Source organism: Streptomyces fodineus, assembly GCF_001735805.1.
Lineage (GTDB): Bacteria > Actinomycetota > Actinomycetes > Streptomycetales > Streptomycetaceae > Streptomyces > Streptomyces fodineus.
On sequence record NZ_CP017248.1, the window covers coordinates 152,786 to 166,431 of the forward strand.

The following is a 13,646-nucleotide window of genomic DNA, read 5'->3' on the forward strand; positions in this document are numbered from 1 at the left end:
GGGCTGCGAGTGCAACCCGAATCGCCCGCAAGGGCAGCGAGTCCAGCGAACGATTGGGGCGCCGCCGCTGGGTCATCGAATGGACCATGTCGTGGCTCCAGCTACCGCCGACTCAGCGCCCGCTACGAACGGAATCCTCGCAAGTACCTGGCGTTTCTTGGCCTGGCCGCTGCCCTGTGCTGCTACAAGCGACTCGTCCGCCTCACCACGGGAGGACACGGTCTTATAGGGGCAGGGGTCGAGCCGGCGGTGGCCCACTCGCGGGCTTCGGCTTCGGCTTCGGCGTCGGCGTCGGCGTCGGCGTCGGCGTCGGCGAAGAACAGCACCTGCGCCTCCCGCACGGTGCCACCGAGGAGGGTGCTCACCATGCGCCCCACCGTGGAGGGGCAGGTATGCCAGCGGTGAGTGGACCAAGCGCGGCGGATCAGGCTGCGGACGATGATGACGGCAGCGAGGAGGGCGAGGAGGGCGAGGAAGAATGCCACGCATCGTCGGCCACGTTCAGTGCAGCGGCGAAGCTTGCCGAAGTTGTTCATCCATGAGTTCGTGCAGTCCACACCCAGCGGTTGCTGGCCTGTATGGGCGTCCTGGCGCCTCGTTCGGCGATCTGGGCGACTATCTTCCGGGAGGCCAGGTCATCGTGGACGACGCGTTACACCGTGTCCTACATGGTCAGTTGGTCGTTGGTTGGGTCATGGGGAGTGGGCGGTGGGGATGGATCGTGCCGGAGGGGCTCTGGGAGATCGCCAGACCTTTGCTGCCGCCGGCGCGGGTGCGGCCGCAGGGTGGAACGCAGGTCGCGGACGAGTGACTGAGAGGGAAGGAAGAAGACGAGGAAGGCACCGAAGCACGCCAGGGATGCAGCGAAGAGCGCCAGGATCAGTCTTCGCTGGGGCAAGGAGGGTTGCTGGCCAACGGAGCGTAGTCTGCGCAACTCCTCTTCGAGTGCTTGCCGTTCGGCTGACTTCGCCGGCTGTGTCCACTTGCGGGTGATCCGTACCTCCTCGGCAGCCCGGCCGAGCCCATCCAGCACCGCGGTGAGCTGAGCGATCTGCCCTCGGATCTCCTCCGCCTCCGCGGTGATCTCCCCCTCCCGCTCCGCCATTCATGCGCCGCGCCAGGAGATCGTGCCGCCGGTCAGCCGACGGGCCATCACGTCGCCTATCGCCCAGTACACCCGGGACTCGGCCGAGGCCGAGCGGTGCTCGTCATCGCGCACCAGCCGCCGGTGCAGCATCAAGATCCCGTTCGCCCGCTCCACGATCCACCGCTTCGCCTGGGGGACGAACCCGGCATCGGCCGGGTTGCGCTCGACGACTTCGACCTCAATGCCCACCTGCTCCCCATGGTCCACGACGGTCCTCTTCAAGCCCTGGTCCACCAGAGCCTTCGTCACGGTGTCCCCGCTTGCGGCCCGGCGCCTTCTTCGCCGCATCGCGTCCCGTCGTCTCGGCGGGCCCCCCGGCGGCCGCGTGCAGGCTCTGGGTGTCGAGCACCACCAGGCTGGGGTCGGCTCATCGGCCCTTCCTCTCGCGGACCTGCCAACGCAGCAGATCGTGGATAACCTGGTCGGTGTCGTCGTCGCGCCACCTGTAGAAGTAGTACTTCACCGCGCACCGCTCGGCGGCACGTCGTGCGGGAGGTGGTTCCATTGGCAGCCGGTTCGAGACCGGTAGAGCAGCGCGTTGGCGATGTCTCGCATCTCGTGGCGGCCCTCGTGGCCGCTGACGGAGGGGTGCTGGACCTTCCATGCCGTGACCACGGGCTCGATCGGCGCCCAGCGTTCGTTGGATAGGTCGCTCTTGTAGGGCTTGCGGTCGCTCACGCAGCCACCTCGGTACGGCAGCGGCACGGAGACCGGCCCCGGGCCGCAAGGCCACACGTTCAGGCAACGAACAGACGGAAATTGACACACGTATCGCCCTCCGAGGTCGCGTTCGGCCGCGGTGGGATGGCGGTGGTCGCTCCGATGTTCAGGGGGATCCGCGGCCTGGCCTTCGAGCGGCGGCTGCTGCCCGCCCCACTCCGGCCAGTAAGAACGCCCCTCCGGAAGGGAGGGGCGTGGACGGTGCGGACCCGTCGCTACGACCGGCGCGGCACCGGGATCACATAGCGGCCGAAGAGCAGGTCCCGCAGGACGTCGTCGCCGCCCTCGACGAGCGAGACGTAGCGGATGTCCCGGAGCAGCTTTCCGATGGGCAGCTCGTTGGTGTATCCGAGTCCGCCGAACATCTCGGAGCCGACGCTCGCCACCTCCCAGCCCGCCTGGCCGCAGAACATCTTCGCGGTCAGCGCCGCCTTCAGCGTGCCCTGCCTGGCGAAGACGGAGCCCGCGTCGGGACCTGCCATGATCTTGTCGTAGTCACGGGCCGCCCTGAGGCAGTGGCTCTTCATGACGTCGATCTGCATTTCCATCTGCCCGAGTTTCTGCGCGAACACCGGGCTGTCGAGCAGGGTGCCGTCCCGGAAGGGCTTGCTCTTGGCGTAGGTCATGCAGTGATCCCGGACCCGGCGGGCGATCCCGATCGCAGTCGCCGCGATCAGGATCCGGCTGGCGTTGAGACCGATCTCGAGCAGCCGGAGTCCGGAGCCCTCCAACCGGTTGGCGGCGGGCACCCGGCAGTTGTCCAGCTTCACCTGGTAGGTGTGCGACGCTCGCAGACCGATGACGTCCCACCGTTTGACGATCTCGACTCCGGGTGTGTCCCTCGGCACCAGAACCGCGTGGTGCGTGTCCGGGTTGTCCGCCGCTCTGGCGACGACAATCAGGAAGTCCGCGAAATCGGTATTGGTGGAGAAGAACTTCTCGCCGGTGACGACCAGTTCGTTGCCGTCCTGCGCGGCCACCGTCTCGATCTTGTTGAGTTCGCTGCCCGCAGCGCGTTCGCTGCCCAGGGTGGCGCAGAAGGAACCACCGGCCGCCATGGGTGCCAGGTAGCGGGCCTTGAGTTCGTCGGACCCGTACAGCTGCACCATGCTGGTGCCCAGGACCGAGATGAACAGCGTGAAGGCCACGCCGGCGTCACCGTAGGCGATCTCGTTGACGATCTCGACGCTGTCCTCGAGGCCGAGCCCGCGGCCGCCGAGTTCCTCGGGGAGCCACCAGTTCGCGAGCCCGGTCTGTCGGAACTTGTCGTAAAGCTCCAGGGGCTTCTCCGACAGTGCGTCCAGTTGTGCGTTGTCGCCGCCGAGTTCGTTCTTGACGAACTGCCGGACGGCCTTCAGGTCTTCAGGATTCATCGTCCTACTGCTCCTCGAAAACAAGCTGGATGAGGTTCTCGACGTCCATGGCGTCGATCTCGTCGTCCGCCTCGTCCGCCATCAGGTCCTCGTCGTTGTCCTGCGGCTCCGCGTCAGCCGCGTCCTGCGGGAAGAGCAGCTCCCGCAGACGTCCCGCCAGCGCCGCCGGGGTCGGGTAGTTGAAGATCACCGTCGGTGGGATCTGCACTCCTGTGTCCTTCTTGACCTGGTTGCGGAACTCCACTCCGCTCAGGGAGTCGAAGCCGATCTCCTTGAAGGACAGGTCCGCGTCGATGTCGTCGGCGGACGGGTAGCCCAGCACCATCGCCGCGGTGGTGAGCAGCAGTTCCACCAACTCGTTCAGCTGCTCGTCGGCCGGCAGGGCCTCCAGGCGCTGGACGAGCGCCGGCTCGGCCGGTTCCTCGGCACGCTTGCTCTGCGGTTTGATCATGCCGCGCAGCAGCGCGGGCACGTTTTCCAGTTCCTGCAACGCGGCCTTGTCGAGCACGACAGGAACCGCCAGTGCGGCATCCAGCTCGAGCGCCGCGTCGAACAGCGCGGTGCCCTTCCCGGAGACAAGCGGCACCATGCCGTTGCGCCGGAACCGCGCCAGGTCGGTCTGGCTGAGCTCACCCGCCATACCGAGCTCCCAGGGACCCCACGCCAGCGAGATCGCGGACAGGCCGGCTGCCTTGCGGTGCGCGGCCAGGGCGTCGAGGAAGGTGTTGGCCGCGGCGTAGTTCGCCTGGCCGGCGGTGCCGATCGCCCCGGCGACGGACGAGTACAGGACGAAGCCCGACAGTTCCAGATCCTTGGTCAGTTCGTGCAGGTGCCAGGCGGCGTCGACCTTCGGCCGGAGCACCCGGTCGAACTGATCATCCGTCAGTTTCTCCACGGCGCCGTCGTCGAGCACGCCTGCCAGGTGGACGACCGCGGTCAGCGGCGCCTCCGCCGGGATCCCGGCGATCCGTTCTGCCAGAGCGGCCGGGTCGGCCACATCGCAGGCGGCCTGGGTGACCTCGGCGCCGAGGGCGGTCAGTTCGGCGGCCAGCTCGGCCGCACCAGGCGCGGTCGCGCCACGCCGGCTGAGCATCAGCAGGCGCCGTACCCCGCGCTCGGCCACCAGATGCCGGGCGAACAGCGCGCCGAGAGCGCCCGTCGCACCGGTGAGCAGCACCGTGCCCTGCGAGTCCCACTCCGGTCGTGCGGCCTTCACCGATGGTGCGGCAACCAGGCGCGGCACGTACACCACGCCCCGGCGGATCGCGACCTGCGGCTCACCGGACAGATCCAGCGTGGTCAGCGCACGCTCGGACGCCTCATGGTCGTCCGTGTCCACCAGGATGAAGCGGTCCGGGTGTTCGGCCTGGACCGACCGCACCAGGCCCCAGACCGGGGCGCAGGACAGGTCGGGGATCTCGTCCGCGGTGACCGCCACCGCCTGGCGCGTCACGATCGCCCGCGGGGTCTGACGCTCGTCCCGCAGCCACTCCTGCACCAGGCCGAGCACCTGACGGGCCGTCGCTCGGGCGGTCCCGGGGACGTCCCCGGATCCGTCCGCGGCCACCCGCGTGAACTCCGGCTCCGGTGTCGGCCGGCCGGCGTTGGTCGGCTCGGCCAGCGGCGCCCAATCCACCACGAACAGGGAGTCGGCCACAGCACCACCGGTCAGCTGCTCGACGGAGGCCGGCATCAGCGCCAGCGACTCGACAGACAGCACCGGCTCGCCGCCGGGGCCGGTGATCCGCACGGACACCTCTTGCGGGCCCTTGCGCGCCACGCGGACCCGCAGTTCCGTGCCGGCCAGTGCCTGGAGCGAGACCCCCGACCAGGAGTACGGCAGAAGCGTCTGGTCCGAGTCGGCCAGCAGCGCCAGCATCGGGTGCAGGGCCGCGTCGAACAGCGCCGGGTGCAGGGTGAACGCCCCGGCGGCGTGCGGCACGTCGTCGGGAAGACGGAGCTCGCCGTAGACCTCGTCATCCAGGCGCCACATGGCACGCAGGCCCTGGAAGGCCCGCCCGTAGGCGTAGCCACGGCCGACGAGTTCCGGATAGAAGTCCGTCAGCTCCACCGGTGCGGCTCCCTCCGGGGGCCACATCTCGGAGGCGGCCGTGTCCGGCACCGCGGGAGTGCCGGCGGACAGCGCGCCTGTCGCGTGCTGGGTCCAGGACTTCGATTCCTCCGCTGCCGCACGGGAGTAGACGCCGATCTCACGCCGCCCTGAGCCGTCGGCCGCGCCGCAGACGATCTGCAGCCGGACCGCGTCGTCGGCCAGGGTCAGCGGTGTCTGCAGGGTCAGTTCCTCGACGCTCCCGCAGTCGGCGGCGGCCATGGCGTGCAGCGCCATTTCCAGGTAGGCCGCGCCGGGGAACACCGCGTTGCCGAAGATCGCGTGGTCGGCCAGCCAGGGGTCGCCGGCCAGTGAGACCTGGCCGCTGAGCACCAGCTGGTCACCGACGGCGAGCTCGGTGACGGCGGCGAGGAACGGGTGCTCGATCGCGGCGAGTCCCGCGCTGGTGACATCGCCTCGCGCCGGCGCCGGTTCCGCCCAGTACCGCTGCCGGTCGAAGGCATAGGTGGGCAGATCGACGTGGCGTCCGGTGACGCCCAGGGCGGTGAGGTACGACCGCCAGTCCACCGGCACACCCACGACGTGCAGCCGCGCCAGCGCCTCGGCGACCGAACGCGATTCGGACCGGTCCTTGCGGACCATCGGGACCGCCGGCAGGTCCGGTGCGGTCTCGGCCAGGGTTTCCCGGGCCATGGCGGACAACACCCCCTCGGGACCCGCCTCGACCAGGACCTCGGCACCGGCCTCGACCGTGGCGCGCACGCCGTCCGCGAAGCGCACCGCCTCGCGGACGTGGCGCACCCAGTACTCCGGCTGCTCAAGTTCGCCCTCTTGGGCCAGGCGGCCGGTCACGTTGGACACGATCGCGATGCGCGGCGCCGTGTACGACACCGACCGCGCCACCTCCCGGAACCCTTCCAGCATCGGCTCCATAAGGGGCGAGTGGAAAGCGTGCGAGACCCGCAGCCGCGTGGTCTTGCGACCCTCGGTGGCGAACGCCGACTCGATCTCGGCGAGCACCTCCTCGGCGCCGGAGATCACCGTGGAGGTGGGTCCGTTCACCGCGGCGATCGAGGCGGACTCCTCGTAGCCCTTCAGCGCGGCGCGGACTTCCTCTTCGGCGGCCTGGACGGCCACCATCGTCCCGCCACCGGGCAACGCCTGCATCAGGCGGCCCCGGGCGGCGACCAGCCGGGCCGCGTCGGCGAGCGAGAACACTCCCGCCACGTGCGCGGCGGCCAGTTCGCCGATCGAGTGCCCCACCAGGACCGAGGGGGTGACCCCCAGCGATTCCAGCAGCCGGAACGAGGCCACCTCGAAAGCGAAGAGCGCGGGCTGCGTCATCGCCGTCTCGTCCAGCAGCCGCGCCGCCTCCGAGCCGGACTCGGCCGCCACCACTTCGTCGATCGAGTGTTCCAGCAGCGGACCGAACTCGGCGCACACCGCGTTCCACGCCTTGGCGAACACCGGGAACGCCCGTTTCAGTTCACGGCCCATGCCGATCCGCTGGCTGCCCTGCCCGGAGAACAGGACGCCGACGTTCGGCGCGGCCGTCGCGCTGCCCGTGATCACGCCCGCCGCGCGGTCGCGCTTCGCCAGCGCGTCCAGGCCGGCCAGCAGTTCCTCGCGTCCGCAGCCCAGCACCACAGCACGGTGCTCGAAGTCCGTCCGCTCCGTTGCGAGGGAGAACGCCACATCGGCCACGCTCGGTGCCGGTTCGGCGGATGCCGCTTCCCGCAGCCGCTCCGCCTGACCCGTCAGCGCGCGGGTGCCGCGCGCCGAGACCAGCCAGGGCACGACACCGGTCAGCTCCCGCTCACCGGCCGGCTCCCCGGACTCGACGGGGTCACCCTGCTCGATGATCACGTGTGCGTTGGTGCCGCTGATGCCGAACGACGAGACACCGGCCCGCCGCGGCCGGCCGGCCTCCGGCCACGCCCGCTCCTCGGTCAGCAGCTCCACGGCACCCGACGACCAGTCGATATGGCGCGACGGCTCGTCGGCGTGCAGGGTCCGCGGCAGCACACCGTGCCGCATGGCCGTGATCATCTTGATCACGCCCGCGACGCCCGCCGCCGCCTGGGTGTGCCCGATGTTGGACTTCAGCGACCCCAGCCACAGCGGACGCTCCCGGTCCTTTCCATAGGTGGCCAGCAGCGCCTGGGCCTCGATCGGGTCACCCAGGCCGGTGCCGGTGCCATGCGCCTCCACCGCGTCGACATCCGCCGCGGACAGGCCCGCGCTCGCCAGCGCCTGCCGGATCACCCGCTCTTGCGACGGGCCGTTGGGCGCGGTGAGCCCATTGGACTCGCCGTCCTGGTTGATCGCAGAACCGCGCAGCACCGCCAGCACCTGGTGGCCATTGCGCCGGGCGTCCGACAGCCGTTCCAGGACCAGCACGCCCACGCCCTCGGACCATCCGGTGCCGTCGGCCGCGTCGGAGAAGGCCTTGCACCGGCCGTCGGCGGCCAGCCCGCCCTGCCGGGCGAACTCGATGAACATGCCGGGCGTAGACATCACGGTCACACCGCCCGCCAGAGCCAGGGAGCAGTCCCCCGACCGCAGGGACTTGGCCGCCAGGTCCAGCGCCACCAACGACGATGAGCACGCCGTGTCGACGGTCACCGCGGGCCCCTCCAGGCCCATGGCGTAGGAGACCCGGCCGGACACCACGCTGGAGGCGCTGCCGGTCAGGGCATGGCCGGCGAGGTTCTCGGGCACGTCGTGCAGGTGCGGCAGGTAGTCCTGGCTCATGGCGCCCATGAAGACCGCCGTCCGGCTGCGGCGCAGCGCGGCCGGGTCGTGACCGGCCCGTTCCAGCGCCTCCCAGGCCACCTCCAGCACCAGCCGCTGCTGCGGGTCCATCGCCAGCGCCTCGCGCGGGCTGATGCGGAAGAAGCCGGCGTCGAAGTCCGCGGCGTCGGCCAGGAAGCCGCCCCGGCGCGGGAAGTCCGCGCCGGACTGAAGGCGCCAGCCACGGTCCTCCGGGAATCCCGTGATCGCGTCCACGCCTTCGGAGACCAGCCGCCACAGGTCCTCCGGCGAGCTCACCCCGCCGGGGAACCGGCAGCTCATGCCGACGATCGCGATGGGGTCACCGGCCACCACGGCGGCCGTCTCGGCCGGGCGCTGGTCGGTAGCGGGTCCGGCCAGCTCCGTACGCAGGTGCCGGACGAGCGCGCCGGGGGTCGGGTAGTCGAACAGCAGGGAGGTCGGCAGCCGCAGTCCCGCGGCTGTGCCCAGCCGGCTGCTCAGCTCCACCGCCGTCACCGAGTCGAAGCCGAGCTCCTTGAACGTGCTGTCCGCTTCCACCAACTTGGGGTCGGCGAGCCCTAGTACGGCCATCGTGTAGGAGCGGACCAGGCTCCACAGCTCCTGGTCGGACAGCCGGGCGGACTCCGCCGCCGGGGCCGCCACGGATTCCACGGGCGCTGCTTCGGCCGACGGCAGGGCGGTCGGTTCCACGCGCTCCCCGGTGACCCAGAACGTCTCCCGCTGGAAGGCGTAGGTGGGCAGCTCCACAGAGCGGGAACCTTCCAGGAGCGGCCGCCAGTCCACCGCGGCGCCCCGGGTGTACAGCTCGGCCATGGACAGCAGCAGGCGCCGGGGCTCGTCTTCGTTCCTGCGCAGCGTGCCCTGGACCAGCGCCGTGTCCACGGTGTCGGAGATGGCCGCGGTCAGCACCGGGTGCGGGCTGAGCTCCAGGAACAGCGTGTGGCCCTCCTCCGCCAGCGCCTGGACGGTCTCGTGCAGCCGTACTGTCTGCCGCAGGTTGCGGTACCAGTACTCAGCGTCCAGCTCCGTCGCGTCCAACCGGCCACCGGTGACCGTGGAGTAGAAGGCGACGCCGCTGTCGGTGGCCGCGATGCCGTCGGCGACCCGCAGCATGTCGTCCCGGATCGCCTCCACCTGCGCGGAGTGGGAGGCGTAGTCGATCGGGGCGATCTTGGCGCGGATGCCGCGCTCCTCGCACTGGGCCACGACCGCGTGTACGGCATCGATCTCACCGGCGACCACGACCGAGTTGGGGCCGTTGACCACGGCGACCGAAACCCCGTCGAAGTCCGCCTCTTCGGCGGGCATCGCCAGCGAGGCCATCGCGCCACGGCCGGAGAGCCCGGAGTTGATGGCCTGACTGCGGCCGACCAGCAGGCGCAGCCCGTCGGCCAGGGAGATGATGCCCGCCGCGTACGCGGCCGCGATCTCGCCCTGCGAGTGCCCCACGACGGCATCCGGCTCCAGGCCGATCGACCGCCATACCTCGGCCAGGGACACCATCACCGCGAACAGCGCGGGCTGCACCACATCCACGCGCTGCAGTGCCGCCTCGTCGTCGAGCACATCCCGCAGCGACCAGTCCACCAGGTCGGCGAGCAGCCGCTCGCACTCCGCCATCCGGGCGGCGAACACCGGGGAGGAGTCCCACAGACCACGCGCCATGCCGACCCACTGCGCGCCCTGGCCCGGGAACACCCACACGGCACGGGTGATGGCGGCCGCGGAGCCGGTCACCACGTGCGCCGACGGCTCTCCCGCCGCCAGCGCCGACAGGCCCGCCAGCAGCTCGGTGCGGTCCGCGGCGACCACGACCGCACGGTGCTTCAGCGCCGACCGGGTGGTCACCGTGGAGTAGCCGACATCGGCCGGGCGCAGCTCCGGACGGGCCTCCACCCAGTCCTTCAGCCGTCCGGCTTGAGCGCGCAGTGCCGCCGCGGACTTGGCCGAGACCACGACCGGTACCGGGCAGGAGAGCTCCGGTCGGGCTTCCTCCGCCGGTGCGGCGGGGTGGTCGGCGACCACCAGGTGGCAGTTGGTGCCGCCGACGCCGAACGAGCTGACGCCGGCGAGTCGGCGTCCCTCGGGCCAGGGGCCGGTGGCTTCGTTCACCCGGAGCTTCCACTGCTCCATGGGGATCGACGGGTGCGGCTCGGCGAAGTTGAGGCTGGCGGGGAGAGCCCCGTGCTTCATCGCCAGCGCGACCTTGATCAGGCCGATGACACCCGCGGCGGCGTCGAGGTGGCCGATGTTCGTCTTCACCGACCCTACGAGCAGCGGCTGCCCGGCTTCGCGGCCGGATCCGAACACCGCGCCGAGGGCGCCGGCCTCGACGGGGTCGCCGGCCTTCGTTCCGGTGCCGTGCAGCTCGACGTACCGCACGTCACGGGTTTCGACCCCGGCCCGGGCGTACGCCTCCCGCAGCAGGGTCTGCTGTGCGTCGCTGTCGGGGACGGTCAGGGCCTGACCGTCGCCGTCGTGGTTCACCGCCCCGCCGAGCAACACACAGTAGACGGGGTCGCCGTCGGCGACCGCGTCCGACAGCCGCTTGAGGACGACCATTCCGGCGCCCTCGCCCCGGACGAAGCCGTTGGCCCGCTCGTCGAAGGTGTAGCTGCGGCAGTCCGGGGACAGCGCGCCCGCCCGTGCGAATGCGACCGTGCTCTCCGGCACCAGGTTCAGGTGCACACCGCCGGCCAGGGCCACCCGGGCGGCACCGGAGAGCAGGCTCTCGCACGCCAGGTGCACGGCGACCAACGACGAGGACTGCGCGGTGTCCACCGTGACACTCGGTCCGTGGAAGCCCAGTTGGTGGGAGACACGGTTGGCGATCACGCCCCGGCTCAGCCCGGCGAGGGAGTGGTGGGACACAGCGTCGAGGCCGTGGCGGTGGACGAGTGAGGCGTAGTCGTCGCCCGCGGCGCCCAGGAAGACCGCGGTGGAGCTGCCGTGCAGGCTCTCCGGGGCGGTACGGGCGTCCTCCAGCGCTTCCCAGCTAAGTTCGAGTGCCAGGCGCTGGCGCGGGTCCATGGCCACGGCCTCGCGCGGGGAGACGCCGAAGAAGCCGGCATCGAAGTCGGCGACACGCTCGAGGAAGCCTCCGCGGCCGAACTGCGCCAGCTCCGGGATGTCGTACCCGCGGCCTTCGGGCGCGTCGGTGATCGCGTCGGCACCGTCGCTCAACATCCGCCAGAAGGCACGTATGTTGTCGGCACCCGGGACACGGCACGACATGCCGACTACGGCAACGGCACGCTCATTCACCGGAATCGGCCGGCCGCCGGGCGATCGCTCGTTCTCACTCACCTGCATGACTTTCAGACCTTTCCAACCCGCACACGTAAGCGTCGAATGCAGGATCACCGAGGCTCACGAAACAGAAAAAGCTCTTACGACAAGGCACTTACAGTGTCGACTTCGGTGTGCCCCACGAAGCGAGGGCCGTGGGGCACACCGGAACCACACGGACTAGTCGGCGATCCGGCCGACGTTGCGGCGCTGCCATTCTCTGGCGATCGACCTGAAAATAGGCGGGTACACAAGCCAGTGCCGGAACGGTTTGATCCCGGCCATGTACAGCTTCCCGAACAGGCCGTTGGGCTTCACCAGCACGGCCATCTCGGCGTGGTAGCAACCGGCTCCGTCCGAGACCCAGCCCATGTGCATCACCGCGTGGCAGGTCCGGTTGGCCAGCTCGGCCGCCCACTCGTCGTCCGTCAGATACAGCGAGGTGAACACGCCGAAATCGGGTCCACGCGGACCGGTACGCAGATCTTCGGGCAACCGGTCCCGCAGCGACGACACTCGGGAGTCCAGGCCTGCGTTCGACTCGTCCAAGCCTAGCAGCGCCCCGAGCTTCCAGCGAATTTCGAACAGCGCATTCGCTATGAACGAACCCTTCGACCTGGATTCGTCCGAGTAGATTTCCACAAACCGAGCGAATTCATCGGGACCGCCGGGCGTTGGCAACTTCCAGACGTCCTCGAGTACGAATTCACCCACCAACTCGTGGATACGCCACGGGCGAGCGGTGTATGCGGTGTTCGGTAACCTCATCTGCGGTCCCTTCGCCTCTGGTCAACGACCAGGAAATGGGTTCTGCGGCACAGCTTCCGGCACGGGGCCGTGTCCCACTCGTGGCAATCTACGCCTCGACAACTTCCGTCTGTCGCGTGGGTGTCACCGGCGTCTGCCGTCCGGGAATCACCAGGCCGGCCACCGCACCGAGGAGTGCCAGCGTCGCGGCCGTGGCGATCGCCGCGCTGAACCCGTCACTGAACTCCTTCGGCGAGCCATAGCCGCCGATGGTGGCGAAAACCGATACCGAAACCGCGATGCCGAAAGCGCCACCGAGCTGACGCATGGTGGTGGACGTCCCGACGCCGCACCGACGGCCGCCGGCGGAACGGAGGAGAACACCGTCGCCATCACCGCTGGGACCGCCAGCGCGATGCCGGCGCCGCTGATCACAAACGGAAGAACCATTTCCAGGTAGGTCATGCCCGGAGCCGCGATGAGCGCGATCCAGCCAGACGCGATCGCCTGTAGCAGCAATCCGGCCACTACGAGCGGGCGTTCACCGAATCGGGACACCAGCTTCCCGGCAATCGGAGAACCGATGAAGACCGCCACCGTCCACGGCGCGAGCCGGAGACCGGTGGCAAGGGCACCGTAATGCAGGGCGGTTTGCAGGAACTGTGCGAAGAAGAACACATCGGACATCGAGCAGCCGAACAGCAGGAACATCGCGGAATTGCCCGCCGAGAAGGCCCGTGAGCCGAAGAACCGGATCGGCAACAGCGGCTCGGGGGTGCGCAGTTCCCACAACACGAATCCGGCCACCGCGGCCGCGCCGATCGCAAAGGCGCCGGTCACCTCGACACTGCCCCAGCCCGCGTTGTTACCCCGCACGAGACCCCACACCAGCCCGAACGCCGCCACGGTGGCCAGCACCACGCCGCCGATATCAAGGCGGCGCGCTTCACCGGTGCTCTCGGTGAGCCGGGTGAGGATCAGCGGAAGCAGCACGATCCCGACCGGTATGTTGATCCAGAAGATCCACTGCCAGGCGACGCTCTCGACGACAAGGCCACCGACGATCGGCCCGACCAGCGTCGCCAGGCCCGTCACCGCCCCGAACACGCCCAGGGCCTTCGGCCGCTCCTTCGGACCGAACGCGGCACCCAGCAGTGCCTGCGCGACCGCCATCACGCCCGCTCCGCCGACGCCCTGGACCACACGCGCGGCGATCAGCCAGCCGATTCCGGGCGCGAGCGCGCACGCCGCCGATCCCAGGGTGAACACGACGAGCCCGATGGCGAATACGCGCCTGCGACCGTAGCGGTCGCCCAGCGCCGTCCCCGCCATCAGCAGTACCGCGAAGGCCAGGGTGTAGGCGTTGACGGTCCACTCGAGCTGCTCGACGGACGCGTTCAGATCGAGCCGGATCGCCGGCAGCGCCGTCATCACCACCATCGAATCCAACGCGGTCATCAATGCTGCCAGCGAGGTCAGCATCAGTACCCATCGCTGTTTAGAAGTCATTTCCGATGTTTCCCAT

Annotated in this window: 4 protein-coding genes and 4 pseudogenes; 2 read left to right on the top strand and 6 right to left on the bottom strand. The window is 69.9% G+C overall.

What is annotated here, in order from left to right:
* Positions 1 to 17: 17 nt before the first annotated feature.
* A pseudogene (locus BFF78_RS47590) lies at positions 18 to 210 on the top strand (transposase); the annotation flags it as partial.
* 167 nt (positions 211 to 377) lie between these two features.
* Here BFF78_RS47590 and BFF78_RS47595 read toward each other — a convergent pair.
* Positions 378 to 652 (bottom strand): annotated as a pseudogene (locus tag BFF78_RS47595) (IS5/IS1182 family transposase); the annotation flags it as partial.
* 42 nt (positions 653 to 694) lie between these two features.
* Here BFF78_RS47595 and BFF78_RS47310 point away from each other — a divergent pair.
* Positions 695 to 790: pseudogene (locus BFF78_RS47310) on the top strand (IS5/IS1182 family transposase); the annotation flags it as partial.
* A gap of 315 nt (positions 791 to 1,105) precedes the next feature.
* Here the strand turns inward: BFF78_RS47310 and BFF78_RS00735 are convergent.
* The 5 genes and pseudogenes from BFF78_RS00735 to BFF78_RS00755 all read right to left on the bottom strand — a co-directional run bounded on the left by BFF78_RS00735 (position 1,106) and on the right by BFF78_RS00755 (position 13,603).
* A pseudogene (locus tag BFF78_RS00735) lies at positions 1,106 to 1,825 on the bottom strand (transposase).
* A gap of 257 nt (positions 1,826 to 2,082) precedes the next feature.
* Positions 2,083 to 3,240 carry an acyl-CoA dehydrogenase family protein gene (locus BFF78_RS00740; RefSeq protein WP_069776466.1) on the bottom strand — a complete coding sequence of 386 codons (1,158 nt, stop codon included), beginning with the start codon at positions 3,238 to 3,240 and terminating at the stop codon, positions 2,083 to 2,085.
* A 4-nt stretch (positions 3,241 to 3,244) separates the two neighbouring features.
* On the bottom strand, positions 3,245 to 11,398 hold the full coding sequence (locus tag BFF78_RS48970; protein ID WP_069776467.1) for a type I polyketide synthase: 8,154 nt from the start codon (positions 11,396 to 11,398) through the stop codon (positions 3,245 to 3,247).
* 156 nt (positions 11,399 to 11,554) lie between these two features.
* Positions 11,555 to 12,142 (bottom strand): DUF2867 domain-containing protein, encoded by a 588-nt coding sequence (locus BFF78_RS00750; RefSeq protein ID WP_069776468.1) that lies wholly within the window; start codon positions 12,140 to 12,142, stop codon positions 11,555 to 11,557.
* Between the two features lie 147 nt (positions 12,143 to 12,289).
* A complete protein-coding gene (locus BFF78_RS00755; RefSeq protein WP_227025653.1) occupies positions 12,290 to 13,603 on the bottom strand; it encodes an MFS transporter in 1,314 nt (437 codons plus the stop codon).
* Positions 13,604 to 13,646 lie beyond the last annotated feature (43 nt).